Source organism: Pedobacter nyackensis (assembly GCF_032678475.1).
Taxonomy (GTDB): Bacteria; Bacteroidota; Bacteroidia; order Sphingobacteriales; family Sphingobacteriaceae; genus Pedobacter; species Pedobacter nyackensis_A.
Window position 1 is genome coordinate 96109 of the sequence record NZ_JAVTSF010000010.1, and the last position, 26331, is coordinate 122439.

Consider the following 26331-nt stretch of genomic DNA (forward strand, 5'->3'; position numbering starts at 1 on the left):
GATCATTTATCCCTTTTCCTTTCGTCTTTAATCCAATGATTTTCGCTTTGCTTCCCCTTTAAAGAAAGTACTAACTAATATGCTGATGTTTGTATCATAAAAGAGTATTCTACCAATAGAATGCTTAATTTAGGTATACACAGATTATTATTGATTAATAAATAAAGAACAAATTGCTAAAAAAGTATAATTCATACCAATTACGTTTCATAAGCTTGATAGCCGCGCTGTTTGTGATGTACCCGGATATCACCTGGTTACCATTCGATTTAGGGAAGCTCGCCGGTCCGGAAAAAGCAAACTATATTGCTTTCTTTATGTTACGGTATATGTTCCTGGCAGGTCTGGTTTTTTTATTGATAAAAATCAACTTACAACGCATAAAAACTCCTGTCTTCAAAAAACGTTTCGCTTATAATACCATTATTTCTCTTGTTGCCTATGCTATTTATGGAGGGATCTCCTTTTTGATATATGCGAAAGTAAAACACTATGGAAGTTTAGTGCTATTCCAATTCATTGTTGTTTCCATTTTAAGCACGCTTATGGGACATATCGTAACCATGTACAATGAGCAACGTAAAAAAGAACAGGAAATAGAGGAATTACGGGTTAAAAACCTGCAAAGCCGCTATGATGCTTTAACCAACCAAATCAATCCTCACTTCTTTTTTAATTCTCTGAATGGCCTGACCTCATTAATTCGAAAAAAGAATAATGAAGAAACGTTAACCTACGTCAACAAGCTTTCTGATGTATTTCGCTACATTCTGCAAAGCGACAAAAAAGGATTGGTAACCCTGGAAGAAGAATTATCTTTTGTTGATGCATTTAGGTACATGATGGAAATCCGTTTTGCAAACAAGCTGGAATATCATATTAATATCGACAAAAAAATATTATCGCAAAAGATACCTGTGCTTTCCATTCTTCCACTTCTTGATAACATAGTTGTCCATAACAGGATCGATAGTGATCATAAAATGATCATTGATATTTATACTAATGAAAATAGTGAGCTCGTAGTATCAAATCCTGTTTACCCTAAACTAAGCCCTTCTGAAACCAATGGAACAGGGCTTAAGAACCTTGAAAGTCGGTTTCTTTTATTGATGAACAGACAAATTAAGATTGAGAACAAAGGGAGTGTATTTAACGTTTATTTACCACTAGGCCAATCTATATGAAGATACTAATTGTTGAAGATGAAACCGCTGCTTACGAAAGTTTAGTAGAGATTTTAAACGAAATCGACCCAGCTATAGCAGTAACAGGAAATACAGAAAGTGTGAGCCAAACCATTAACTGGCTGAATGAACATCCCCTTCCCGATCTGATACTAATGGATATCCATTTGTCTGACGGTTCTGCTTTCCTGATTTTTGAGCATATTGAAATTGAAGTCCCTATTATTTTTACAACGGCATACGACGAATATGCGATCGAGGCATTTAAAGTAAATAGCATCGACTATTTACTCAAACCAATAAAACCAACTGATTTAGAACGTGCAATCAACAAATTCAAGAAATTATCCAGTACTAATATCCTTGAGTATTTATCAAAAGTAAACCAGCTGGCGCCGGCGCCACGTTATAAAAACAAGCTATTAATTCCGCTCCATGACAAGCTCCTGCCAGTTGATCTCATGGAGGTCTCCTTTTTCTATACGACAGAAAAAAGCACCTCAATTGGCCTGAAGAATGGGAATACATACCCTTATCCTAAAACGTTAGACCATATTCTTTCCTCTTTAAATCCATCCAACTTTTATCGTGCCAATAAACAATACATCATTGCCCGTAATGCGGTCAAAAACATTACTGTATGGTTTGATAGCCGCTTACTTATTACGCTGGACAGAGAAGTTCCTGAACGCATTTACATCAGCAAAAACAAAGCAGCAGACTTTAAAGAATGGCTTGTATCCGAATGAACAGATGAGTTTTAAAAGCGTTCTTTCGTGTTGAAGCTTTAGATTTTCGTTTTAGTCCGCCGATCAAAGAAAGCATGTGCTATTTCCCTGATTTTTGCATTGTAAAACATTAGAAAATTACAGTTTATGCAGGCAATAAATAAGCAGGAAACAACAAATAACAGAATTACCGTAATTGATGCCTTACGTGGTATCACCTTAATAGGAATCTGTGCTACACATGCTTTACAGCATTTCGGAGCATTTCCTGGTAATGCACAGCCTCCATTTCCCTGGATAGGTACGATGGACGAGATCACCAACTGGATATTACAGTATTTGGTAATGGGCAAATTCTTCATCATATTTTCTTTCCTGTTCGGATTGAGCTTTTTCATTCAGATGGATAGCGCATCTAAAAAGGGTATTGATTTTCGAGGACGTTTCCTGTGGCGTTTAACATTGTTATTTATTATTGGATTATTACATAGTGCCATATTCCGCAATGACATTCTAATCATTTATGCTGTACTAGGCTTCCCCTTGGTTATGATGTATCGTATACCTAACAAATGGTTAGTTTCCATAGCCCTTTTTTTTGTACTGGGTGGTGCACAATTAACCTACATTGGATATAAATCTGCTATTCCTGAAACTGTTCAAAAAGAAATAGAAGCGCCCGCTGAACGAAGAGCCCGGTGGCAGGAGACATTTCTAAATGAACCATTTTCAGTGAACCTTCATCACAACCTTACGGAACAGTTAAGGTTTAAGTTCAATTTCCAATTTGGAGAATATGCGCGTGGATATACAACGATGGGCTTTTTTATCCTGGGTTTATTGGCCGGCCGTATACGGGTGTTTCAAAATATCGATAAATACCGTTCCTTTCTTTTTAAGGGCGCCTGGATTGCTTTGGCAGCGGTACTGTTACTCTATGCTGCTAAGCCTCTTTTTCCCCAGGGCGAAAGACAAGGTTTATCGGCATGGCTGGTCATTCCGGTGGATAGCCTGATCAATTTGCTTTCTGCTTATTTATGGGTTGTGCTGATTATAGCCTTGTATAGCCGTACCTGCATACAAAAAAGTTTAAAAAAAGTAGTGAGTTATGGACGAATGGGGCTCACAAACTATATACTACAATCAGTTTTGGGCGTATTTATATTCTATGGTTATGGTTTAGGATTGCATAATGAGCTAGGTATATTTTTAAGTGTAGTTGTATGCTTATGTTATACAGTTTTACAAATTCAGCTCAGTCACTATTGGTTACAGAAATTCCGTTATGGACCTGTAGAATGGCTGTGGAGGTCTGGTACCTATCTGAAATGGCAGCCATTAAAACGGTAGGTATTGATTTCCTCCTCTCGAAACATAGCAACGGCCAGGTGTAGCATTTATTAAATATTTAATTGTAAATTGTTGCCTAATTGTCGCTTCAGTATGAGTATACATTCGGAAAAAATCCAACAAAATAAATCGAATGCAGGGCCCGGTACCGTTCCCCAAAGTAATGCCAGCAAATCTGCTGCAATGTTTGTTGACAACAGGCCCGAAGCCATTGGGGAAAGAGAACTACAAGAAGCCGCAAACCTTAGTCCGCGTGTACAGCAATTGAAAGCCTATCAGGCATTGGCAAATCATCAGGTATCAAACAAAACAGCCCAACTAAAGGAGAACATAAAAGAAGTTAACAATACCGGTCTGCCCGACAATCTAAAATCTGGAATCGAGAAGCTATCGGGTATTCCAATGGATCAGGTAAAGGTTCATTACAACTCAGCAAAACCAGCACAATTACAAGCCCTTGCATACGCTCAGGGTAACGACATACACCTTGCACCCGGACAGGAAAAACATCTTCCTCATGAGGCTTGGCACGTAGTACAGCAGAAACAAGGAAGAGTACAACCTACCCTACAAATGAAAGGCATCCCAATTAATGATGATGTGCAGCTGGAAAAGGAAGCAGATGTTATGGGAGAACATGCTTTGCAAAAAATGGATGGCCATAATAGGGTTCGCTTATCTCCTCCCGGATGGCATGGTGCTAACGGCGGTGCAGGAAGTATACAATTGTATAGCGGAATGCTTGTTGTGCAAGCAAATGGTTTAGTTGCGGCAGTTATCTCCGGTAAAGAAACCGGAGATATGAGTACTGATATGCTACTTAAAGTATTGCGTAGCCAGGTAAGAAAACCTGAATGGGAAGATGTCATTGTTATAGCTCTTAAGTCATTTGATTACACTATAGGTAAACCCACTGCCGACGGATGGATTTCCTGGGCCTATTCCAAATTATCAGGTGAGTTCATTACCCAAATACTTGCCTATGCATCTCCTGTGTATACAGGTTTGCAGACGCTCTATAAGATATTTACTTTTCTGCCGGAGCCTGTTCAAAATCTTATTGTTTTTGCCATGGGCAAGGGCATGCGGAAGTTTCTGGGCTGGATGGAACCTAAGCTTTCTCCGGAAAATGCTGAATGGATAATAGATAGTATTTTTGTTTCGGATCCGATAGCGACAATGGATCTTCTTATGGAATGGTTTAAAGGACTTACCAATAGTCCTGCTTCATTCCTGTATAGCAAATGGACGGCTACCCCATCAACTTCAGCAATCTCCACAGGTTCTGATGTTGATGGCAATACAGAGCCAGGTAAAGAAACTGATGAAAGCATTCAACCCAGAATGGATACCCTCTTTACCATGGATACGAAAATCTTAAAAATGCAATTGGGTAAACCAAAAGTCCAGAAGGGAAAAAAAGGTAAGGATTTGCCAACGTCCAGTCCAGGAGGGCTATCGGTTCCCTTTAATTTTAGCGTACACCTGTTCGACAGAGATTTGCAGGCTAAGAAAGGAAATGAAGTGATCCTCCCCTGGAACGGAGGTATTTATCTTAGTGTCCCAGAGGCGGAACTTGCCATTAATGGAGAGTTGGCTAATGTTTTCAAAATAGGCTCATTGGTAGTAAGTAACCTTGTAATTACAGACGAAGGATTGCAGAGCCTTAGCCTGGCCGTTAAAAAGCTTTCACTAGCAAATGACACCGTTGTGATAGGCTCGATCGAGGGTGGATGGGGAAAGAACCAGGGTTTCGAACTTAAAGCCACTGAAGGGAAAATAAATGTAATGGAGCGTCAACTTGATATTGACATGGGGTTGAAGCTTGATCAGGACGGAAAATTTAGTAATGCCAGCCTGGGTATTAAAGCCCCGGGACAATTCGAGCTCATAAAAGGTGTATTTTTTCTAAATGATCCTAAATTTAGTGGAAATGTTGCAAAAGGAGGCGCAGTGGATATGGCATTTTCAGTGACGCCCCATTTAAGCATAAATGATCTGGTTCTTGACACCAAGCAGCTGACTCTGGAGTATAATAAAGCAGCTGGTAAAACAGGAGATTTTAAGATATCGGCAGAATCATTTACTTTGAAATATGGCAAACTTGGTCTCAGTATATTGAAACCAGAGTTTAGTACCGAGACCAGTCGATTACATGCCGATGAAGCTACATTAAGTTACAAAAAATCGAATGAAGAACCGGAAAAAGAAGCCGGTTTACTGGAAAAAAGTACCGGCAGTGGTGATTTCTCATGGTTAGATATGCTGAAAGTGACACCAGAGGCTTCCTTTTCTGTGCCCGACCTCAACATTACGGGGACGGCACCCTATATTAAGATGGGTAAACCAAGTGTAGCCAGTATTTCGCTGTCGATGCTTGGGGTAAAAACAGAGCTGGATTTTAAAGAAAAAAGAGGATCTCTTGATGGTCAATTTCAGCACGAGACAAAGATTCCTGTTTTGTCTTTGCCCATCCCTATCATGCCAGGTCTTGAGGCTTTCGTAGACATCGATATAGCTGCTTCAATAGAAGCGCTTTTAAAAGGAGAATTAAGTAAACCTAACAAGGAATTACCACCATGGCATGCCGCAGGTAGAGCAGCACTTAACGGGAGTATCTCGGCCACGCTATCAGCTGGGGTACAAGCCGGCAGTCAGCTGGTAGTGGCAATTTCTGCGGGGTTATTTGCGAGGGGAAAAGGCGAATTCATAAATGATTTTTCAATACAAGGCGGACTGCAGTTTATCAATACAAGTATTGAAACTGTTCCTAACGATCCGATTAAAATAGCTTACGAGATCGGCCCGGTTATTACCGCTGCTATGGGTATTCAGATCAAAGCAAAAGCACTACATGTATATCAGAAAGTGCTATATGAACGTGAGTTTAAACAATGGACAATTGGAAAATACCTAATGAAAGGTAATGTGACCTGGGATGGCGAAAAATGGCAAACCCCGAGTCCTGAAGGAGGTTTTGAAGAAGGCAAATTGAATGCTCCTGCTCATGAAGACAAAGCCATTATGGATCCGATAGCATCACGTAAAATACTTCTGTCGGCAAATGTTGCTGTTGTTGGAAGTGCTGAAATGCGCAAGGCCTTAGTAAAAAGCGTGATTGATGAATATTTGGTTAGGGATGAGGAAGTGTACAATCAACTGAATATATACTCAAAGGAACTCGCCAAAATGAAAAACGACAAACATGATTTGAAGAGCGAATTCCTTGGTTCATTGTTCAATAGATCTGACATTAAGGAAATCGAAAAGAAAATAACAGAACTGGATAAAATTGTAAATGCGCTTCAGGAAAAATACAAAGAGGTACTACTGGTGCTAGTAGACGTGGGCTCTGTACTTGACGCGATCAGTGCAGATAGTCTGGACCTTGGTGCAGCAGACTTGAACAGCCAATTAGAAAAACTATACCGTCAGGACACCAAAATGGTTAAAATCAAGAAAGGTGCCGAAAATGTAGGTGAATCACTTAAAAAAACATAATTATCGTTAGCGCTATCAATATATGTTAGCTGTCTATTGCCATTGGGATTATTTTCTGATTTTGTAACCTTTCATAAAAAGAACTTATCTAATGAGCAAACAGACAAGAGAATTATGGAAAAACTTTCAATAGCACCAAACGCAATTATCTGGCTCGTGGTATGGCTATCATTTTGCACTTGCTTATTTCTGGCGTGGTTTTTTTCGCACCGGGCTAAGCATAAGGAACGACTGATGATGATCGAAAAAGGGCTAAATCCTGATGAAGAAGAAAAAAAATACAGAAAGCCTCAGTCAATGAGTATAAAACTCGGACTGATCGTTTTAGGCTTAGGTATCGGCCTGGTAATCATAGCTATTTTAGCAAACTTCGGCGCTCTGGGAAGATCTAATGCTACGCCAATGGCTATACTTGCTTTATGTGGGGGTGCAGCGCTGACCTTTGCCAATTACATAGAAAGCCGTAGGAATTAGGCCTTACAAAATGGATGACATTTATGTAAAAAAAGTTTGTGCCGGGGATACGGAAGCCTTTAGGTACTTCGTAGAGCAGTATAAAACATTGTCGATTTCACTGGCCGTTTCTGTAGTTAAAGATGAATTTATTGCTGAAGAAGTGGTACAAGACGCTTTCGTTAATGCTTTTAGAGCAATTAAAAGCTTCAAATTTAAGTCGAAATTCAGCAGTTGGTTTTATCGGATAGTCCTGAATGAATCATTTATGCGCTTAAAAAAAATGAAAAGTGAAATTGTAGATTTTCGCCAGAATTATGATGAGCAGATAGCTGATGAAAGTGAAATATTGGCTTTACAGCAAGATGAACAAACCCAATTGATTAATGAAGCCTTAAAGCTCCTTCCGGTACGGGAAAGCTTGATTCTGAGGTTATTTTATCTCCAGGAAGAAAGCATTAAAGAAATTGCGTCAATTACAGGATGGAGCGAATCCAATGTAAAAGTCACGCTGCACCGTGCGCGAAAAAATATGCATACGGCAATCAACCAGTCCATAAAAATGATCAACTAATTCAACAAAAATGACTAAAAGACCATTAACCGATCAGCTACTTGGTAGCCTAATAAAACGAAGCCTCGTTGAGGCTCCAAGTCCGGACTTTGATAATAACCTAATGCTGCGCATAGAAAAAGAAGCCAGCAAAGGGACATCCCTTAACAGCAACATGAAAATGTCCATGTTATTCTTTATGCTAGGAACAGGATTCGGATTATTAGTATCTCATTTATTGCCCATACTGGGTGAAACTTTGATCGGCATAGATATCAAAACTGTTGTCTTGATTTTTCAACTGCTGTACATTATACTTATTCTAACCCAACTGGAAAATATCATCAGGTTATTTTCACAAATAAAACTCATCAGAACTAAATATAACGAATGAGATGATGGATTAATGCATACAAATTGTTTGGTTTTATCTCTTTAAATACAATTTTAACTCATGAAAAGATTTTTTTTAATGGTAATCATGATTACCGTTCAGGCAAGTTATGCCCAACAAAAAGGGATTGAATTTAGTAGCCAAAAGTGGTCTGACGTACTTTTACAGGCAAAAAGGGAGAATAAACTAGTATTTGTCGACGTATTTACCGATTGGTGTGGTCCATGCAAAATCATGGATACCAAAGTTTTTCCCCAGGCCGAGGTTGGAAACATTTACAACACGTCTTTCATAAATTATAAAATCGATGCAGAAAAAGGAGAAGGTCCTGCTTTTAAAAAAAAATACACCATTCAATCCTATCCAAATTACCTGTTTATTAATGGCGATGGTGTGCTGATTTATCGGGCAAACGGGTCTATGCAGGCATTAGAATTTATACAGCAAGCAAAAAATGCCATTGAAGAATACCAGCAGTCCACGACGATTTCTGACTTAGAAAAACTATACCCATCACATAAAAAGGACAAGAAATTCATTTTCAATTATTTATCAAGACTAACACGACTTAAGATGAATACTACTGATCTAATTGAAGATTACATTAATATGCTCAGTAGCAGCGAAAAATCAATGCCGGAAACTATCCAGTTACTGGTGGACAATGGTGTATGGCTTAACAGGAAGCTACGACTGGGAATTGCAATAACTACACTTGAGGAAAACGAGGTCGTTTTTAATGAGCTAAAAAGTAAAAATCTAGTACATGGAGAGACCTTGAATAGTATAAAAAACAACGCAATTGGGCTCTCGCTGGAAAAAGCCATAGCCGAAAAAGACCGGGTTGCACTGAGTAAAGTAATAGCGGTTAAGAACGATTTTTCTAAAAACATGTTTGACAACAAGCAGACAATTGCGTTAAGATTTCAATATGAGACACAGGATTATGAGGGATTCAAGAAGATGAACAGGGATTTCATCAATAATTATCTGCTGAGTATACCCCTTGACACATTCCTAAAGCGTGATCAGGTACTTTATGACGAAATGAAAAGGGAGATTAGTTATAAACACACACAATCTATACAGCTTTGCAATTTTTTGGTTATGACGACAGAAAATCTATTAAAAATTCCGTTGAACAGAACCGAGCGTAAAGAAACAATGAAATGGACAGCGATGGCCGTGCATATAGCGGCCACCGATACTGAGTTTTATAAAAATACGGCACCATATTATCAAATGATCTATGCAAAATCACTCTATATAAATGGAAAAAGGAAAAAAGCGATAGCTATAATCGGACAATTACTTAATGAGAATTCAGCTAATCCAAAGGCGAAAAAAATATTAGATGAACTCTTAAACAAAATGAAGACTGGTCAAAAATCTTATCAGCTCTGAGTTTAAAATACCCAGAGCATTCCATTTTTACTTCTAAAACTGCTTATTTTCCCTTCATCTAATAATCCGTGAAGTACTTTATCCGCATCTTCAAGGTTCATTTCTGTCAATACTGCAAACTCTTTAGTCATCAAAGTATTAAAGTAAGAAAACACGCCTAATGGTGATTTGTCGTATTGCCTTTTTTGGACATCTGGTAAGATATTTTTTATCGCTTTTACATAATCTTCGTAGGGTCTGAATCCATAAACCAACGTCGGGTTATGTTCTCCATCTGTAAAAAACAAGGTTGGGAAACCTCTCACACCTAACTGCTTGCCCAAATCCAGATCTTCCTGGAACAACTCATTTGCTTTTCCTTCATAATCCGTTTTAAATTGAAAGGTATCTAATCCAACCTCCCCCGCAGCTTTCAGTAAATGTTCCCATTTGGTAATATTTTTCTTTTTCAGGAAAAGCATTTCCCTTAATCTGCGCATAAAAGAAATTCCTTTTTCTTTACCTTGAAGTTCAGCTGCCTTCACTGCGATAGAAGGTGGATATGAAGAATCAAAAGGATCTTCAAACCAAACATCACCATCGATTGGCATTTCATAGTAAGCTCCTGCTTCTTCCCAATGAGGGGCTACATCTGATGGTTTGCTAATACCGCCACTGCTATATACACTCCAGGATGGCAATAAACCACCCATATGATAATCTATCTCGAAATAATCTCCGTATTCCAGCTTAAGTTTTCTCAATTGAGGTTCGATACCCCAACAGGAAGAACAGATAGGATCTGTAAAATAAACTATTTTAACAGGCTTTTTTGAGGACGAAAGATTTGTTTCTTCTCCGGTACCAGTCGCATGCGGGGCTCCGCACATCCCTGTTTCAATATCACAAAATAGTGGGTTTTTATTTTCTGTTGTTTTCATATTTTAGGTTTAAGGTTATCCCTTTATTCATTACCTTCGACAAAGATATCCACAAGAATATCGCTGTACAATAAGTCAAAAAAACATGACTACCCCAAAAGAAGATTGTCCTGCTGAAGGGCTGTTAAAATTATTATCTGGCAAATGGAAACCACAAATATTTCGTTTGGCAGTTGATGGTCCGGTGCGTTTCAATAGTTTGCTAAACAAATTGCCGAACTCAAATAAACAATCCATTTCTACAGCATTAAAAGAACTGGAAGAAGCAGAACTATTAATCCGAACTGTTGTAACAGAGAAACCTCTGCATGTTGAATACGCCTTGTCAGAAAAAGGAAGGGCGCTCATCCCGATTTTTGTAAAAATAGAGAGTCTATCTTCATAATTCCCAAAAAACCGGGCGCGTAAAAACAATTTAATGTGTGTTTATTTTTTACTAAATTGTAAAACTTATGAAGTACTAAAGCTTAATTTTAAACCCTGAGGTACTTTATTGTTATTTTTAATATGCTGCAAAAAATATGTTAGGAGATCTAAATAAAAGGGAAATTATAGATTTACTCGAACAACAGGTAATTGGTCGTTTGGGCTGTCATTTTGAAGGTGAAACCTACGTTGTACCGGTTAACTATATCTATAGGAACAATGCCATTTACGCTCATACCGGTAAGGGTAAAAAGCTGGATATGATGCGTAATAATCCACGGGTATGCTTCCAGGTTGATGAAATTCTGGATACTTTTAGATGGAAGAGTGTTATCGTTTGGGGAACTTTCCAGGAACTTGTTGGTGAAGAGCGTCAACAAGCGATGCAGGGAATTATCCATCGCATCATGCCCCTAACTGATAGTAGTTCTCAACGCTCTTCACATGCCATTCCTGATGACCAACAAAACAATATAGTAGTTTTTAAGATTCCTGTTATTGAAGGGACCGGACGTTTTGAGTCACATGAACAGTAGCCTGAAAATAGATCAGCTAAATGACTTTAATGAATCCCCAAGGCTTTTTAAACGTTTTACCCATATTCTACATATTATCACGAATTGAATAAGAAAAACCAAGCCGATAACACCCAGCAATGTATACTTACCTGCATTGAAGTTTATGCTGTAGGTGAAAAAAAACAGAAGCCCTAACAAATAAATCTGCCGCGAAACAACAGATACTATAGCGTAGACTTTAACTTTAGACAAATAGTTTTTTAGCGATTCCTGAATACTGGTTCCCTGCACAAGATATTTTGCAAAACGATACCCCATTAGGTTATGAATGATGGGTATCAGGATAGAGAGACAAAGTAGCACATTGATCCATACCGGCTTTTTATCACCATCAAACATAGAATAATAGCATGCCAGAAAAATACCCCATCCAATGATCTCTATAGTCAATTGCTTCCTGATGTCTTTTAAAACAGGATGCCTGTTTTCAGAGAGCATACTTTGAATTTCCGTTGTTGAAACTTCTGGTGTTTTCAACGCATTCCAGGTAGATTTTAATTCATTAAATTCCATAATTAACAGATTAAAAGGTTTTGAATTTTGATTTTTATTCTATTGAGTTTAACACCAACATAATTTTCACTGATCCCGATAATATCAGCTATTTGTTGGTAACTTAAATCTTCAAGATACAATGTAATTATCGCCTTATCCCCATCTTCAAGTTGTTTCAAAGCATTGAATAATTGTTCCTGACGCAAGGTAAGTGCTTCGTCAGCCTGTTCCTCTGCAAAATCAGGCAAAACAGGGCTGTACTCAATAGTATGTTTCTTTTTACGGAAAGTGGCTATTGCAGTATTCAGTGCAATGCGATAAATCCAGGTGCTTATTTTTGCATCGTTCTTAAAGCTTTGATGGGATTTCCAAAGCTGGAAAGTAATTTCTTGAAAAAGATCTTCACGATCTTCCCGGATATCGCGGTATAAGTGACATATTTTATGGATAATACCCTGATGTTCCTTAATAAGAGCTAAGAACTGTACTTCATCCATACCTATTTTTTATTAAAGGTAAAGATTTGCAATATGCCAGCTGCCAGAAAGTATATAGACCTATTCATATTTTCTATTTTCTCTTATAAGTAGGAGAAATTAGAAAAAACTTACAGAAGCAGATTGATAATTTTAAATAGACTTGTAAATTTTATTATTACAATGAACTCGTTAACAAATCTGTCTTTTTCACTGATGTAGTATAAAATCGATTTACATTCAGTAAAATCAAATCGGCATAAGGCTGTAAATAAAGCTCAGGTTGATTAAGTACATAAGCATTTTTGAGTAAACCGGCCAGTTGATGTATTTCTTTGTGCAACATGTCCGACAGCGGCAAAGTAATTGGCGAACTTGACTTATCGGTCATTAAGCTATTATTAAAATCTTCAGGGTAACGCAGCGCGTAATCACGGTAAAAAGATGAGTTAAACTCCAGCAACCAACCGCCACTTTTGTAAGTGTTGTCCCAAAAATCAACCTCCGAATGTATAAAAAGTGCATCGCACCCATTATCCAGCCACACTAACCGGTTCCATAAACCCAACTGCTGCCGTTGTACTTTATAATCCTCTAATCTCGAAATCCTTACAGAAAAACTCATAATATTTATTGAAATGTACTTATCTAAAACGAGACCGTTAAATAAGTGAAAAGTGCATAACCAGATCGCTCTCTATGGGTTTCGTTACTTCTTACACCCTATATTGTAAAAAGTCTGGCAAAATTGCACACACCAAACCAATAATCAAACAACTTATTTTATTAACGTTTAAATGCTCAAATTACTATGCTTAAACAAAATTTAATTTCATTAGCAGATAAAGAAACCGGACCATAATATTGGTGTTCTGGTATTTGGTATTTACAAAAGCAATAAAGGAAAATGGAACAATAGCAGATAAAAAACAGTTACACCAAAAAACCCAAAATATTGAAACCACCTCCAAAAAACCACAAATAATTACATAAATTAATCTATAGTTAATTATAAGCTTTATTGTTATATTTGTAGCTATAAAGCAATAGGATTATTAAACTTTAATACCGAAATTTGATGAAACATCAACTCATTATGCCGTCTACTATAGATAACTTGCGAAACGCTATAATTGATAAGGTAATGACCATCTCTGATAAAGAATCTTTAATAGCCCTCAACAAATTAGCAGAAACTGTTCTAGAGAACGAGACCCATGATTTAGACAATGTTATATTGCCAAAACATGTAGTTGAGGGAATTAAGAAAGGACAAGCGGATATTGAAGCCGGACGACACATCACTTTTGATGCATTTAAAAAAAAGCTATCTATTAAATAGTGAGTTGGCCAATTTTCATTTCCGAAACTGCTGTCGAAACTTTCGAAGCAATTCGGGCTCAAATACTTGAACGTTTAGGAAATAAAGCTGTTCAAGATTTTGAGACGAATACAGTAAGAACTCTGGAATTAATACAACGTTCTCCGTTTATGTATAAGGAAACAAAATCCAATCCTGATGTTAGAGTAGCTTTGATAAAAAAAAGATCGTCCATATTTTATGAGGTTAAATCAACTAAAATAGTGGTTCTTTTCTTTTGGGATAACAGGCAAGAGCCTATAGCTTACTAGTATAAAGTTAACTAACAACAAACTGAAAAAAGGATTGAAAAGAACTTAAGAAGAAGTATTCAAAAAATACAGCGGTAAGTAATAGGTGGCATTCAGCTATCAGATCTATCAGGATTTTTAGATCTATTTTTTATAAATTTACGATTTGTTAAATGCTCAATTCCTTTTGATGATCAAATCTATAAAACGTCTACATGACAAATTGATAGGCAGCAACGCTGATACACCACTCCAGGCCAGGATATTTCATGAAGTAAGTGTGATCGCAATGATTGGCCTTCCTTTGTCACTACTGGTTAATATGATCATAATGGTACCCTGGGTCAATGTCGCGCTTTCGGCTACCTGGATTGTCATAGTTGCCATGTACATCAATTCCAGGTATTATGGAAGGCTACATCTAAGTTTCATTGCATTTAGCATTGGTACGAGTGTTTTTATGGCATTTAATTACTTCATCAATTCAGGCATACATGGCCCAACGTTAATACTTTACCTCCTGTCATTGGTTTTTACCTTGTCGGTAATGCCAACCCGACAGTATGTATTCTGGATGCTGATGAACGCGGCTATGGTTCTTGGGTTATTGCTGACTGAGTATTATAACGGTGATTTTGTCAGTGTCACTTATGCAAAACGCAGCGATTTGTTCCTGGATATAGCAACCAGCTATATCTTTGTTGCCGTATGTATAGGTGTGGTACTTTCTTACCTGATCAACAGCTATCAGCGGGAAAAGAATAATGCACTGACAGCCTCCCTTGCTTTAAAAGAAGCCAACGATTCCAAAACCCAACTGTTGTCCATATTGTCTCATGATCTGCGTTCTCCGCTCAATTCTATCGCTAATTTCCTGGAGATGCTTAATGAATATGATTTTTCACCAGCAGAGCGTCGTTTTCTGGAAAGTAGCCTGCTCAATGAAACTAAAAACACCCAGGTGATGCTGCACAATTTATTGAACTGGACAAAATCGCAAATGGACGGAGGCACCAATGTAAATATGGTGAGACTGAACTTGTCAGAAGTAGTATCGACCTGTATGCTTGTACAACAATCAGCTGCAGCTATAAAAACTATCACAATCAGCGTGAATATCGATCCGTCTATTGAGCTCACTGCCGATCTGGATATGCTTAAACTGGTAATCAGGAACCTGATAAATAACGCTATAAAGTTTACCCTGCCGGGTGGGGAAATTCAGATATACAGCGCTATCGACTTCGGCTATATTAAATTAAACATCATGGATAATGGAGTCGGCATTCCTATCACAAGGCAGGCAGATCTTTTCAAACTAAATGCAGCATCAACCTATGGCACCAGTAACGAAAAAGGTGTTGGACTAGGCCTGATCTTATGCAAAGAGTATACAGAGATGCAAAAAGGCAAAATCAGCTTCAATAGTGAACCCGGCAATGGAACAACCTTCACATTAGAATTTGCTGATGCCAATAGCTAGTGTTAGATTTTAATGGGTAATACTATAATAAAAACCGATCATGAACCAGATGGCAAATTATAAAATCGTCGAATAAAGTAATAAATCTTCCGTATCATTTGGCAATCGAACGGTACCTTTCAGTTTTAAACCTAACTTTTTCAACAGGTTTATTGATGCTGTATTATCATGTGATGTTATGCCATTAAGTCTTTCTAAGTGAAACTCTGTTTTAGCAAGTTGCTTCAATTTTATGGCAGCCTCACCCGAATAGCCTTTACCCTCAAAATCGGGTAGCATGGCAAAACCAATATCGACTCCATCTAAGCCCTCTCTTTTATAGAGTCCACAACTCCCTATCTTAGCTCCATCTTCTTTTCTAACTAACACATAATTACCAAAGCCCAATTCTTCCATTTGCGGCATCATCCGGTTCTTAATATATTCCGTTGCACCTGCCAAATCTTTTACGTTTCTATCCCCTATGAAGCGAATCCACTTAGGGGTATTGAGCAATTCTAATATAAAAGGAGCATCCTCAATATCAGTGGCTTTTAAATACAATCTACTTGTTTCAATTTCTTTCAAAATGGTCTATTGGTTAATAGTTATTTCAATTCAGCACGGCAGGCTAAAATGAAATTCAAAAATACCTAAATTAAGTGTTACTGCACTAAGAATAAAAAAGGGCTACAGAATATGCTATAGCCCTTTTGATAATTTTCTAGAAAAACCGGTAAATGATAGCATCAGCGATCATTTACTTTCAACTACTTACTACCTAAAATTTCAGCGAGTTTTTTGTCTAAATCTTCACCATGCAGTTGAACTGCGATGATATAACCATCTTTATCTATAAGGTAGTTTTGAGGAACAGCCCTGACAGCATAAAGCGATGCGGCCTCATTTTTTAAATAGTTCAAATCGGATAGATTAGTCCAGGTAAGCCCATCGCTTTCAATCGCCTGCAACCAGGCTTCTTTACTGCGATCTAAAGAAACACCTATCACTGTAAACCCCTTATCCTTGTACTTTTGATAAGCCTTTACGATATTAGGATTGTCCTTGCGACATGGACCACACCAGGATGCCCAGAAATCCAGCAGGACATACTTACCTCTAAAGTCCGAGAGGCGTACTGACCGCCCCAGCACATCGGGTTGAACAAAGTCTGGCGCGAGCGTACCTAATTTAATTGCTTTTGTCGCTTCAATCTGACGTTTAAATTCTTTCCCCTCCTTGCTTTCTTTTAACGCAGGAGTTAACCTGTTAAACAAGGGTTCAATCCTGGCCGTATTCATCATACCTGCTCCCATGAAGTTTAAGGCAAATAAGCTGAAATAAGAACCCGGGTGAGCAGTAACATAACCTTCATATTTATTTTGCATCTGGGCAAGAACAGCATCTCTCCGCTCCTGTAGCATTTTCAGCTGCGCTTCATCCTTAGTCGCCCTGACTGCTTTTAACAGCTGCTGTGCTTCTTCCATACCAACAAAACGCCGGAAAGCAATATAGTCTTTATTGATGTCACCTTTTATGATCCTGGCATTTGCCAGGGAATCATTACTTTCCAGCTTCAGCAATCCTGGTTCCAGAAAGCAATCTTTAGCATCGGATATGATGCTTTTACCGGATTTTCCCTGATCGAATTTTAATGTAGCCGGAACAAGCTCGTCAAAATTGACCTGGAATTCAAACCGGCCCTGTTTCAGGTAAGTAGAATCCCGGATCATACGGCCATTAACGCCATAGCTCAGCAAAACCTTCTGTCCGGAGGCCTTCCCTATTCTTCCCTGGATTACCGCTTTATACTGAGCGCTGGCCAGTAAGGGAAAGCTCATTAGTACGATGTATAGCACTTTTTTAGTCATAACCTTCATTTTGAGTCAGATTGGTATTCATTTGTCGCTCTCTGCTGGGTATCGGGAATAAAGCATCTGTATCTTGCCAGAATTGAGGCTTTAATTCACCTATAACCTTACCAACCAGGTTCGTTCGTTTAAGATCAAACCATCGGTGGCTCCATTCCGAAAAATACTCCATACGACGTTCGTTTGCTATCAGGACCAGCGCCTCTTCCTCTGAATTCATTTCAATATCATTAACCTTTGCACGCTTTCTGATCTTGTTTACATCCGCAGCTGCACCGTCAAGGTCTTTTAAATATACCCTGGCCTCCGCACGGATCAGATATTGTTCTGAAATGCGCAGTGCCACATCATATTCATTTCCAATTCCAGACCTGACTTTGTATTTGTAGGAAAATGGCTGTCCTGCCGAAGTACCGATCCAGTTTGCCTTTCTCGCATCATTAGGAGCAAATAAACTGAACAATGAAGGATGTATGATCAGACTCGGTACACTCCCTGCAGCAGGAATCGCATTCAAACCGACTGTGGTATATCCGGCATGGGACACATCAAATGCGAAAATGGCATCTGTACCCCTCTTCACAAAAACAGTATTTAAATCTTCCGATAATATATATACACCAGTTTGCTCAATAACAGCTGTAGACAACCTTTCGGCTTCGGCATATTTGCCCAGATACAAGTTTACCCTGGCCAGCAAAGCTGTCGCCGCCCATTTATTGGCTCTTACACGATCTGAACCACCCGGATATGCTGTAGGCAACAATGATGCTGCCTTCTCCAGGTCGGTTATAATCTGACTGTAAACAACACTTGATGCTGTACGCGGCAAAAGCTCGTTTTTCTTTAAATCCGTACCCGTAACCAATGGAACATCAGCATATAGATTAACCAGATAAAAATAATACAGGCCTCTTAAAAATAAAGCTTCCCCAATAGATTGGTTTTTGATCGCGTCAGACAATCCAGCAGATTTCGGCACACCTTCTATGATGTCATTCGCACGATAAATGCCTATGTATAAACTTGACCAGATTGTACCTACGGTGGCTTCATTAGAAACCAGGCTGTTATTTTTATACGGATCATAACCTGTGACATTGGCACTAAGGTCATCTGCCTGCAAACTGTTGTATAAAGACAACCTTCCCAGCTCTATGGCATTGCCCGAATTGTACATACCGGCGATAGCGGCCTGTAAACCAGCTTCGTCCTGAAAAATCACAGAAGTTTCAACAGCATTTTTCGGGTCCCCCACGTCGAGCCATTTTTCACAGCCTGTAAATACTACAGAGGCTGCGAGAAGCGCGGTAAATATGATTGATTGTTTCATAATAAAAAATCGATTATAAAGTTATTTGAAGTCCAAGAGTGTATATACTTAATGGTGGCACTGACAAGCCCTGTGTTTCCGGATCAAAGCCTAAGTAATTTGTAATTGTCCATAAATTCTGTCCCCTGAAGTACACATTCAGATTTTTCAGTCCTAATGGCTTTAACATCTTAGGATCAAACTGATAAGCCAGCGCTACATTTTTGAGCCTGATAAACGAAGCGTCGCCAAATACAGCATCAGAGTTTTTATACTGGTTAAATGAAGTAGCTGCAGTCCCGGCCCTTAATGTCGTATACCTAAATGGTTTGTTCAGCACATCAGCGACTAAATTGTTCGCATTTCCAGGTATAACAGAACTTCCTTCGTAATAAATGTTATAGCCGTCTTTCTTAACAAAGGAGAACAGAAAATCCAGACTAAAGCCTTTGTAATTGAAGGTATTATTAACGCCTCCGTAAAACTTAGGGTCGGTATTTCCCGCCACAATATAATCCCCCTTGCCCGTAGTGCTAAACGATCCTGAAGATATAATACCATTTCCGTCTACGTCCCGGAACTTAGCGATACCATCTTCAAAACCCAGAAAATGATAGTTTTGTGCAACAGATAAAGAATGTCCGACAACATAGGTATTGGCCAATACCGAGCTTGATAAATCCGGATAGCTCAGCAATTTATTTTCCGAAACGGTAAAATTAACCGAGGTATTCCATGAAAAGTCAGGTTTAACAATGTTTTTTGTGTTGATACCGAACTCCCATCCTTTATTCTGCACTAAAGCCGGTAGATTAGCTAAATAAGAGCTAAAACCAGTTTGAGAAGAAACAGGAATATCAATGAGCAAATTGTCTGAACGATTCCGGTACCAGGCAGCAGTAAACGAGATCCTGTCTTGCAGGAAGTTTAAATCTAAGGCGTATTCCATCTTCCTGGTCACCTCCCATCGATAATCTTTATTGGGAAGTGTCATCGGGATTAAAGACGCTACACCATTGTAGTTACCAGTAAAGATGCTGGAGGCATAGGTTGCCAGGTAAGCATAATCCTGGTTAGGATCATTACCAACAGTTCCGTAGCTTCCCCTGATTTTAGCAAAATTAATCCATGAAAAATTGTCTTTCATAAACTTTTCTTCCCCAAAAATCCAGGCACCGCCGATACTACCGAAGTTTCCGAATTTATTGCCCGGTCCAAATCGTGAGGAACCATCACGCCTGGCGTTTACATTTACGATATATTTACTATTCAATATGTAATTCAAACGTGTAAAACCAGATAAATAGCGACTTTCTACATTACCGCTACCGGAGAACTGACTGATAACAGAACCCAAGTTTTTGTACAAGGCATCACTGGTAAATGAACCAATCATAAACAAGGGCTGTACAGACTGTGTATTCAGGTAAGTGCTACCCACCAATGCCTCAAAACGGCCCGGGCCTATGTTTCGTTTATAAGTCAACTGAGGCTCAACAGAGAAATTCTGGTTGTTGTTATTATTATAAGAAAGTTGTCCGTTGACCGTAGTATTTGGATTCCGGGAGATCCGGGTGATCGCCCTGAAGTTTTCATTACTGATTCTATTAAAGCCTATTTCTGTTTTAAACTCAAAACCAGGTATAATGATATACCTCAAACTGCTATTCATCAATACATTATCTGTAGTAGATTCCATAGGCGCCAATAATGCAGCTGCCGGATTCGAGTAGTTATTATGCCAATAGAAAGTCCCGTCATCTTTATGAAGCGGTAAGTTCGGAGGAAGCGCATAAGAATAAGCCAGATTTGCACTTGGAAGATTATTTACATTTTTGGTATATCCTCCCGACAGGTTTACAAAAAACCGCGCATTAGCAGACTGCGTTTGCATATTAAAACGTATGGTGCTTTTCTTGTCTTTGAAACTGTAAGGGAATATAGAATTCTGACCTCTGTGGTTAAAACTAACCAGGTATTGCGACTGTTCTGATCCTCCTGAGACACTTACGGTTCCATCTACCATTCCCGACATCTTACCATAGATGTAATCCACAAAATCGGTTTCACCATTACCAAAATTCAGCAAATCCGGAGCATTCGCAGCTGTCGGCGTAATTTTATCGTTGGCAAAAGCCTGTCTGCGAATAGCTAAATACTCATCCGTTCCCAACATTTTTACCCTGTTAGAGATCTGGCTAACGCCGGAATAAATATGGGCATTCACTTTCATAGCGCCGGCTTTCCCGCGTTTAGTGGTAATTATTACCACGCCGTTTGCCGCTCTGGAACCATATATGGCTGTCGCATCAGCATCTTTGAGAATGTCGATACTTTCGATATCACTTGTGGGAATATTGTCAAAGGGGCTAAAACCGCCTCCAACTATCCCATTGACTACCTGATTACCAGAAGTTTGTTCAGTTGGAGTTGAAGTAAATGGAACACCATCCACAATATAAAGCGGATTCTGTCCCGCATTGATGGTATTCTTACCTCTTATCTCTACATTAACCTTACTTCCTGCTATTCCTGATCCCTCACTAATGTAAACGCCTGCTATCCGTCCTGAAAGCGCTTGCAAGGGATTGGACACTGGTTGTTTTTCGAGGTCTTCTGATCGGATAGTTGCCACAGAGCCGGTAGTGAGCCTTCTCGACGTTTTCCCATATCCGATAATCTGTACAGCATCTAAAGGATTGTCAGCTATATCCAGTGTAATGTTACCCAGCTGAGGTTTACACTCCAATTCTTTGGTCTGATAACCTAAGTAACTAATTACAACTGTACTGCCACTATTTACATTTTTAAGCACAAAATACCCTTTGATATCGGTTATTGCGGACTTTCCCTGGTGTTTTACAGTAATACTTGCCCCTGCCAGTGGTTGTCCCTGCGGTCCTAATACCCTACCTTCCACATCCATCACATCTCGTACCAGCGACTCGATCAATGCAGGCACATTCCTGTTATTCTTCCCGATGGAAATACCGTCTTTTGTGATCCGGTAACTTAAAGGCAATTTATCAAAGACAGTATTCAAAGCCTGCTTTAATTCTACATTTTGGAGATTAACCGATACACGATAATTATCCTGCAAAGTCTTATTGTTATAGAAAACATCTACGCCACTTTGTTTTCTGATCTCATTGAGGACGTTCACCAAAGGTGCGTTTTCCACTTTTAAGACGATACGCTGTGCAATGGCCTTCGCATGGAACTGCAACAGACCTAAAATTAAGAGTGTGCCGAGCAGCCGGGTACGTAATGTCCCCTGACGAAAACTGCTTCGAAGTTTTCGCCGTTCAAATTTGTTAAAATGATTCATTAATTATGGGTAAGTTATTGATTGGTTTAGGATTATTTTATTATTTAGCAATAGTACCATAAGAGATTAATATGGAGCAACATACACCTTTCTACCTTCTACTTTAAACCGGACCATATTAGCAGATTCGATGAAGTCCAGAACAGATGAAAGGCTTTTCTTTCTCGAAATCCAGCCACCAGCCTGAAGGTCTTTAGGAAGGGATTTATCGTATATCATTTCTACGTTATACCATCTTTCAATTTTCCTGAGCGCGGCCAGAAAATCAACATTTTTAAAAGAAAAATCTCCTTCTTTCCAGTCGGTTATATTGTCCAGATGAGCTGGTCTGATCTGCAGGTTCCCGGATGTATTCTGTGCCTGCTGACCTGGTTTTAGAATTTGCTGCCTGGCCGAAGTATGCAAACGAATAGATCCTTCGAGAAGGGTTGTCGAGATATACGGTTCATTTTCGTAAGCATTGATATTGAAATGCGTTCCCAGAACTTCTACTTCTTGTCCCTGCGACCTGACGATAAACGGGTGCCTCTGATCTTTAGAAACTTCAAAATACGCTTCGCCCTTTAAATTAACCACACGACGTCCGTCTTCTATTAAATTAGCCATATACCGAAGCTCGGAAGCCGCATTGATCCAAACTTTGGTTCCATCGGGAAGTAAAACAGAATAGGTCTGCCCCCTGGAAGTTGTTAGAGTATTAACCTGGTTACCTTTCTCCGCTTTCGAATCCATACGATATACGATTTCCCCATCGCGGCCTTTTTCAATCTTCACCCCTGCCTCTCTGGCAATCTCACCATTACCAACCTCCGTCAGATGTATCGTTCTCCCATCGGCAAGTGTTAAAGTAGCACCATGGTTGCCGGCCGGAATATCCCGGGCAACAAAATCTTTAGGCTTGATGCCTGAGTACTGACTTTTGAAAAGGGCAAAAGTTAAACAGGACAATACCACAACAATACTTGCGGCAATGCATAGCTGGCGCCAACCTATACGGTGTTTATCCACCTCCGCACTGTCATCTCTAAAAATAGAGCCCAGAATTCTATTTTCTTTCACTTCGTTGAGTGTATATGAAGGCAGCGGATGTTCAGTTGCATTTGGAATCAGACTTTTGACTTCATGCGCGAACATCGGGTCATTAACGTATCCCCACAGTTCCTGTTTCTCCTTATCTTCAATATCCTGCTCAAAGTAGAGCCCCATTAACTCCTTTAGTCTTTCAGTTGATTTATTATTTCCTTTCGGATCCATATGCACGCTTTGTATTAACCATTTATTAGTATTGACACCTAACTCAAACTAAATGGGGATACCAAAATGATATTTTTTTAAAAAAAGCAATTTTCACAGAAAAAGTTGTTTTCTAAGCGAATAGAATAGCAAATAGAATGGTATACATGACACCCCTGGCTTTAAAATGGATGCGGATTTTCTTAATTGCCTCTTTCATATGCGAGTGGACGGTTTCATAAGAGATATTCATTTGGAGAGCTGCTTCCTGATACTTCAATCCTTGAATATGGCACAAATCGTAAGCAATACGCTGCTGAGGAGTAAGCAGCGCAAGCGCCTGGTCTAAAATAACAGAAGCCTCTTTGAGATCGATCATCTCGTCAGTTGTATGCGCAATCTCTTTGCTTGAGATGTTATCGATAGATTTTGCATCCTGGGCCAATTGACGGAGAATGTTAAAAGAATGGTTTCTTACCACGCGGTTCAGGTAGGCACTAAAATTTTCTATCCCGCCCAGTTTTTCCCGGTTTTGCCAGATCTTGAAAAATATATCCTGAACCAGTTCTTCGGCCCAATAATCAGAGTGGGTCAGTCTTCTGCCGGAACTATATACGTAGTGATTGTACTTTTTGAAAAGCAATGTAAACGCATGGCGGTCGCCTCCTGCTATATCTAGCAGTAGTTGCTTTTCTTCTTCGGATACATTCTGGCTCATATAAGTTAGGTCCAAAACTACAAAAAAGCTTCATATATTATTCGATCAGCTTCTACCTGCAATAAAACTTTATGATTAGCAACAAATTAAATTGACAGGTTAAGCTTAGTAAAGAAGTACAGACAAAAACATAAAACTTCAACATTATTTAATTTTTATTAAAAAAATACTTAATATTGTTAAACAAAAAATAAATAAAATTGAAAGAACATAAGAAATTACCTATTGTTTGCCCGAGCTGTTCATCGACATTACAAGTAACCAGTTTGAGTTGCGGAGAATGTGAAACGATTGTGTCAGGAAAGTTTCAGTTACCTGGTTTAGCTCAGCTTGACCTTGTTGAACAGAAATTTATAATTTCATTTGTAAAAAGCAGCGGCAGTTTAAAAATTATGGCCCAACAGTTGGGATTAAGCTACCCAACTGTAAGGAATTTACTGGACGACATTATTCTAAAGTTGACCTCAAATGAAAACCAGGAAATATGAAAAAGTGGCTTTATAACCCATTCGTCTACATAGCTGGGTCGCAAGCTTTAGTAGCAGGCTCAATAATAATGATAGTTACCCTGTTATGTGCTTATTATGGCAACATGCACTTTAACGGCGCCATCGATGCACATTTCGGTTCTCCTCAACCTTTAGTAATCTATTTTCTGGAACAACTAATTGCCTGGGGCAGTCCGGTAGTTGTATTTTATGCATTGGCATTTTTCCTATCACGTTCAAATTTCCGATTCATTGATATTGCAGGTACCATAGCTGTTGCCCGTGCGCCGATGTTATTGGTTGCTATCATAGCACTTTTGTCCAAAAACCACATGCAAACTTTAAATCATAATGAGATTGATGGAATAGTAATAGCGATAGGTCTGTTAATGCTATTACCGCTTATCTGGATGATCACACTAATGTATAATGCTTTTACTGTTTCTTTCAACTTAAAAGGCACCAAAGCTGTTGCTGGATTTATTGGCGGCTTAATACTGGCCGAAATTATCTCCATCCTACTCAATCAATTGCTACAACACTATATTCATTTGTAAAACTCTTATCCTATATGAAATCATTATCGCTTGCATTTATTACATTATTCATCTGTTCTTCAGGATATGCTCAAAACAATGCCATTATTAAGCAGCGTACCGCAGAATTTATCAGCTATTTTAATGCGGAGAAAGCAGATAGCTTGTATATACTTTTAGCTGATAAGATTAAATCAGAACTGCCTTTAACAACACTGGGTTCAGCAATACAACAATTAAAAGCTGCACATGGTAATTTAAGCAACAGCGAATATTTTGGCACTCAGCAAGGGATAAATGTATATATAGCTATGTTCGAAAAACCGGGGCTGGTTTTGCATATTAACTTTGATAAAACTAATCAGGTTATTGGCTTTTTTACAATGGCAGACCAACGCGAATTGAGTGGTTCTGTTACGATTAAAACTGCAACGGCAACATTAAAAGGGACAATATCAGTACCAGAAGTAACAAGACCTGTGCCTGTAGTACTGTTAATTGCCGGATCTGGTCCTACTGACAGGGATGGCAATTCGTTATTAATAAACGGCAAATCAAATTATTTCCAACAACTAAGTGACTCGCTGAAGTTAAAAAACATTGCCGTGCTCAGGTACGATAAACGCGGGGTAGGTCAAAGTACAACCAGTAAAGCGTTAGCAGATGTTACTTTTGAAGATATGGTCGACGATGCCGGGGCGATCATCAAAATGTTGAAAACCGATAAGCGTTTCTCCAAAGTTATTGTAGCTGGGCATAGCGAGGGTTCATTAGTAGGAATGTTAGCTGCTGAGCGTGAAAAAGCCGATGCATTTATATCTTTATCGGGCTCGGGTACATCTGCAGATGTAATTTTGAAAACTCAGCTTAAAGCCGGAGTTTCACCTGCAGATTATAGAAAGGCAACCTCGATTATTGATAGTATAAAGATGGGTAATTTCACCAAACAAAAAATGGAGGGTGGTTTTAATAGTCTGTTTAATTCTGCAGTGCAGCCCTATCTGTACTCATGGATGAAATATGACCCGAAACAAGTGATCAGCAAATTAAATGTACCTGTGTTAATTATTCAGGGTGCAAATGATATTCAGGTGAGTGTAGACAATGCACACGCGCTGAAAAAGGCTGCTCCCAATGCAGTGCTGGAACTAATACCAGAAATGAGCCATATTCTAAAGAAAGCTCCAATTGATAAACAACAGAATATGGCAACCTATACCATGCCGGATTTACCATTGCATCCGCAATTAATTCAAACAATGACCCAGTTTATTTATGGGCTTAACTAGTGTCTTATTATAGACTAT

At 38.9% G+C, this 26331-nt stretch carries 25 protein-coding genes; 15 read left to right on the forward strand and 10 right to left on the reverse strand.

Translation table 11 applies throughout. The annotated features are described in order from the left end of the window. The first annotated feature begins 236 nt into the window (after window positions 1-236). From R2Q84_RS24230 to R2Q84_RS24265, 8 genes are all read left to right on the forward strand, one after another. Window positions 237-1187 (forward strand): sensor histidine kinase, encoded by a 951-nt coding sequence (locus tag R2Q84_RS24230; protein WP_316819232.1) that lies wholly within the window; start codon window positions 237-239, stop codon window positions 1185-1187. Further along, on the forward strand, window positions 1184-1936 hold the full coding sequence (locus R2Q84_RS24235; RefSeq protein ID WP_316819189.1) for a LytTR family DNA-binding domain-containing protein: 753 nt from the start codon (window positions 1184-1186) through the stop codon (window positions 1934-1936). Before R2Q84_RS24230 ends, R2Q84_RS24235 begins: the two co-directional genes overlap by 4 nt. Before the next feature lie 126 nt (window positions 1937-2062). Next, the gene (locus tag R2Q84_RS24240) at window positions 2063-3265 is read left to right on the forward strand and encodes a DUF418 domain-containing protein (protein WP_316819190.1); all 1203 of its coding nucleotides are present in this window, start codon (window positions 2063-2065) and stop codon (window positions 3263-3265) included. Window positions 3266-3358: 93 nt separating this feature from the next. Continuing rightward, on the forward strand, window positions 3359-6766 hold the full coding sequence (locus tag R2Q84_RS24245) for a DUF4157 domain-containing protein (protein WP_316819191.1): 3408 nt from the start codon (window positions 3359-3361) through the stop codon (window positions 6764-6766). A 114-nt stretch (window positions 6767-6880) separates the two neighbouring features. Continuing rightward, on the forward strand, window positions 6881-7240 hold the full coding sequence (locus R2Q84_RS24250) for a DUF6249 domain-containing protein (protein ID WP_316819192.1): 360 nt from the start codon (window positions 6881-6883) through the stop codon (window positions 7238-7240). Window positions 7241-7250: 10 nt separating this feature from the next. Next, complete coding sequence (locus R2Q84_RS24255; RefSeq protein WP_316819193.1) at window positions 7251-7793, forward strand: sigma-70 family RNA polymerase sigma factor; 543 nt, start codon at window positions 7251-7253, stop codon at window positions 7791-7793. A 10-nt stretch (window positions 7794-7803) separates the two neighbouring features. Then, window positions 7804-8166 (forward strand): hypothetical protein, encoded by a 363-nt coding sequence (locus R2Q84_RS24260; protein WP_316819194.1) that lies wholly within the window; start codon window positions 7804-7806, stop codon window positions 8164-8166. Window positions 8167-8226: 60 nt separating this feature from the next. Next, window positions 8227-9570 carry a thioredoxin family protein gene (locus R2Q84_RS24265; protein WP_316819195.1) on the forward strand — a complete coding sequence of 448 codons (1344 nt, stop codon included), beginning with the start codon at window positions 8227-8229 and terminating at the stop codon, window positions 9568-9570. A 2-nt stretch (window positions 9571-9572) separates the two neighbouring features. On the opposite strand, the gene R2Q84_RS24270 is transcribed toward R2Q84_RS24265, so the two are convergent. Next, a complete protein-coding gene (locus tag R2Q84_RS24270; protein ID WP_316819196.1) occupies window positions 9573-10490 on the reverse strand; it encodes a ClpXP adapter SpxH family protein in 918 nt (305 codons plus the stop codon). Between the two features lie 85 nt (window positions 10491-10575). On the opposite strand from R2Q84_RS24270, the gene R2Q84_RS24275 reads away from it, so the two are divergent. Together R2Q84_RS24275 and R2Q84_RS24280 are read left to right on the forward strand one after the other, a co-directional pair. Beyond that, a complete protein-coding gene (locus R2Q84_RS24275) occupies window positions 10576-10875 on the forward strand; it encodes a helix-turn-helix domain-containing protein (protein WP_316819197.1) in 300 nt (99 codons plus the stop codon). Between the two features lie 136 nt (window positions 10876-11011). Beyond that, a complete protein-coding gene (locus R2Q84_RS24280; RefSeq protein ID WP_316819198.1) occupies window positions 11012-11452 on the forward strand; it encodes a pyridoxamine 5'-phosphate oxidase family protein in 441 nt (146 codons plus the stop codon). 12 nt (window positions 11453-11464) lie between these two features. Here R2Q84_RS24280 and R2Q84_RS24285 read toward each other — a convergent pair whose 3' ends face one another. The 3 genes from R2Q84_RS24285 to R2Q84_RS24295 form a co-directional block, all read right to left on the reverse strand. Beyond that, a complete protein-coding gene (locus R2Q84_RS24285; protein ID WP_316819199.1) occupies window positions 11465-12007 on the reverse strand; it encodes a hypothetical protein in 543 nt (180 codons plus the stop codon). A gap of 2 nt (window positions 12008-12009) precedes the next feature. Then, window positions 12010-12486, reverse strand: coding sequence for a sigma-70 family RNA polymerase sigma factor (locus tag R2Q84_RS24290; RefSeq protein ID WP_316819200.1), 477 nt, complete (start codon window positions 12484-12486; stop codon window positions 12010-12012). 157 nt (window positions 12487-12643) lie between these two features. Next, window positions 12644-13090: a hypothetical protein gene (locus tag R2Q84_RS24295; protein WP_316819201.1), complete on the reverse strand. Its 447-nt coding sequence runs from the start codon at window positions 13088-13090 to the stop codon at window positions 12644-12646. Between the two features lie 453 nt (window positions 13091-13543). Between R2Q84_RS24295 and R2Q84_RS24300 the strand changes: the two genes are divergently transcribed. Together R2Q84_RS24300 and R2Q84_RS24305 are read left to right on the forward strand one after the other, a co-directional pair. After that, window positions 13544-13807, forward strand: coding sequence for a hypothetical protein (locus R2Q84_RS24300; RefSeq protein WP_316819202.1), 264 nt, complete (start codon window positions 13544-13546; stop codon window positions 13805-13807). 459 nt (window positions 13808-14266) lie between these two features. Beyond that, window positions 14267-15559: a HAMP domain-containing sensor histidine kinase gene (locus R2Q84_RS24305; protein WP_316819203.1), complete on the forward strand. Its 1293-nt coding sequence runs from the start codon at window positions 14267-14269 to the stop codon at window positions 15557-15559. Between the two features lie 57 nt (window positions 15560-15616). Here R2Q84_RS24305 and R2Q84_RS24310 read toward each other — a convergent pair whose 3' ends face one another. The 6 genes from R2Q84_RS24310 to R2Q84_RS24335 all read right to left on the reverse strand — a co-directional run bounded on the left by R2Q84_RS24310 (window position 15617) and on the right by R2Q84_RS24335 (window position 24000). Next, the gene (locus R2Q84_RS24310) at window positions 15617-16126 is read right to left on the reverse strand and encodes a GNAT family N-acetyltransferase (protein WP_316819204.1); all 510 of its coding nucleotides are present in this window, start codon (window positions 16124-16126) and stop codon (window positions 15617-15619) included. A 182-nt stretch (window positions 16127-16308) separates the two neighbouring features. Then, window positions 16309-17409 (reverse strand): TlpA disulfide reductase family protein, encoded by a 1101-nt coding sequence (locus R2Q84_RS24315; RefSeq protein WP_316819205.1) that lies wholly within the window; start codon window positions 17407-17409, stop codon window positions 16309-16311. Next, a complete protein-coding gene (locus R2Q84_RS24320; protein ID WP_316819206.1) occupies window positions 17402-18742 on the reverse strand; it encodes a RagB/SusD family nutrient uptake outer membrane protein in 1341 nt (446 codons plus the stop codon). The genes R2Q84_RS24315 and R2Q84_RS24320 overlap by 8 nt, the downstream gene beginning before the upstream one ends. Window positions 18743-18755: 13 nt before the next feature. Further along, complete coding sequence (locus R2Q84_RS24325) at window positions 18756-22049, reverse strand: SusC/RagA family TonB-linked outer membrane protein (RefSeq protein ID WP_316819207.1); 3294 nt, start codon at window positions 22047-22049, stop codon at window positions 18756-18758. Between the two features lie 66 nt (window positions 22050-22115). Then, window positions 22116-23303 carry a FecR family protein gene (locus tag R2Q84_RS24330; protein WP_316819208.1) on the reverse strand — a complete coding sequence of 396 codons (1188 nt, stop codon included), beginning with the start codon at window positions 23301-23303 and terminating at the stop codon, window positions 22116-22118. Between the two features lie 112 nt (window positions 23304-23415). After that, window positions 23416-24000 carry an RNA polymerase sigma factor gene (locus R2Q84_RS24335; protein WP_316819209.1) on the reverse strand — a complete coding sequence of 195 codons (585 nt, stop codon included), beginning with the start codon at window positions 23998-24000 and terminating at the stop codon, window positions 23416-23418. A gap of 200 nt (window positions 24001-24200) precedes the next feature. Here R2Q84_RS24335 and R2Q84_RS24340 point away from each other — a divergent pair, with 200 nt between their 5' ends. The 3 genes from R2Q84_RS24340 to R2Q84_RS24350 are packed head-to-tail and all read left to right on the forward strand — an operon-like array spanning window position 24201 to window position 26313. Next, window positions 24201-24488 (forward strand): DUF2089 family protein, encoded by a 288-nt coding sequence (locus R2Q84_RS24340; RefSeq protein ID WP_316819210.1) that lies wholly within the window; start codon window positions 24201-24203, stop codon window positions 24486-24488. Next, window positions 24485-25045, forward strand: a complete 561-nt coding sequence (locus R2Q84_RS24345) for a hypothetical protein (protein ID WP_316819211.1) — start codon at window positions 24485-24487, stop codon at window positions 25043-25045. Before R2Q84_RS24340 ends, R2Q84_RS24345 begins: the two co-directional genes overlap by 4 nt. A 14-nt stretch (window positions 25046-25059) precedes the next feature. Then, window positions 25060-26313 carry an alpha/beta fold hydrolase gene (locus tag R2Q84_RS24350; protein WP_316819212.1) on the forward strand — a complete coding sequence of 418 codons (1254 nt, stop codon included), beginning with the start codon at window positions 25060-25062 and terminating at the stop codon, window positions 26311-26313. The last annotated feature ends 18 nt before the right edge of the window (window positions 26314-26331 follow it).

Coding starts and splice junctions, on each gene's coding strand:
- R2Q84_RS24230 (WP_316819232.1), top strand. CDS start 237: ATGTACCCGGATATCACCTGGTTACCATTCGATTTAGGGAAGCTCGCC.
- R2Q84_RS24235 (WP_316819189.1), top strand. CDS start 1,184: ATGAAGATACTAATTGTTGAAGATGAAACCGCTGCTTACGAAAGTTTA.
- R2Q84_RS24240 (WP_316819190.1), top strand. CDS start 2,063: ATGCAGGCAATAAATAAGCAGGAAACAACAAATAACAGAATTACCGTA.
- R2Q84_RS24245 (WP_316819191.1), top strand. CDS start 3,359: ATGAGTATACATTCGGAAAAAATCCAACAAAATAAATCGAATGCAGGG.
- R2Q84_RS24250 (WP_316819192.1), top strand. CDS start 6,881: ATGGAAAAACTTTCAATAGCACCAAACGCAATTATCTGGCTCGTGGTA.
- R2Q84_RS24255 (WP_316819193.1), top strand. CDS start 7,251: ATGGATGACATTTATGTAAAAAAAGTTTGTGCCGGGGATACGGAAGCC.
- R2Q84_RS24260 (WP_316819194.1), top strand. CDS start 7,804: ATGACTAAAAGACCATTAACCGATCAGCTACTTGGTAGCCTAATAAAA.
- R2Q84_RS24265 (WP_316819195.1), top strand. CDS start 8,227: ATGAAAAGATTTTTTTTAATGGTAATCATGATTACCGTTCAGGCAAGT.
- R2Q84_RS24270 (WP_316819196.1), bottom strand. CDS start 10,490: ATGAAAACAACAGAAAATAAAAACCCACTATTTTGTGATATTGAAACA.
- R2Q84_RS24275 (WP_316819197.1), top strand. CDS start 10,576: ATGACTACCCCAAAAGAAGATTGTCCTGCTGAAGGGCTGTTAAAATTA.
- R2Q84_RS24280 (WP_316819198.1), top strand. CDS start 11,012: ATGTTAGGAGATCTAAATAAAAGGGAAATTATAGATTTACTCGAACAA.
- R2Q84_RS24285 (WP_316819199.1), bottom strand. CDS start 12,007: ATGGAATTTAATGAATTAAAATCTACCTGGAATGCGTTGAAAACACCA.
- R2Q84_RS24290 (WP_316819200.1), bottom strand. CDS start 12,486: ATGGATGAAGTACAGTTCTTAGCTCTTATTAAGGAACATCAGGGTATT.
- R2Q84_RS24295 (WP_316819201.1), bottom strand. CDS start 13,090: ATGAGTTTTTCTGTAAGGATTTCGAGATTAGAGGATTATAAAGTACAA.
- R2Q84_RS24300 (WP_316819202.1), top strand. CDS start 13,544: ATGAAACATCAACTCATTATGCCGTCTACTATAGATAACTTGCGAAAC.
- R2Q84_RS24305 (WP_316819203.1), top strand. CDS start 14,267: ATGATCAAATCTATAAAACGTCTACATGACAAATTGATAGGCAGCAAC.
- R2Q84_RS24315 (WP_316819205.1), bottom strand. CDS start 17,409: ATGACTAAAAAAGTGCTATACATCGTACTAATGAGCTTTCCCTTACTG.
- R2Q84_RS24320 (WP_316819206.1), bottom strand. CDS start 18,742: ATGAAACAATCAATCATATTTACCGCGCTTCTCGCAGCCTCTGTAGTA.
- R2Q84_RS24325 (WP_316819207.1), bottom strand. CDS start 22,049: ATGAATCATTTTAACAAATTTGAACGGCGAAAACTTCGAAGCAGTTTT.
- R2Q84_RS24330 (WP_316819208.1), bottom strand. CDS start 23,303: ATGGATCCGAAAGGAAATAATAAATCAACTGAAAGACTAAAGGAGTTA.
- R2Q84_RS24335 (WP_316819209.1), bottom strand. CDS start 24,000: ATGAGCCAGAATGTATCCGAAGAAGAAAAGCAACTACTGCTAGATATA.
- R2Q84_RS24345 (WP_316819211.1), top strand. CDS start 24,485: ATGAAAAAGTGGCTTTATAACCCATTCGTCTACATAGCTGGGTCGCAA.
- R2Q84_RS24350 (WP_316819212.1), top strand. CDS start 25,060: ATGAAATCATTATCGCTTGCATTTATTACATTATTCATCTGTTCTTCA.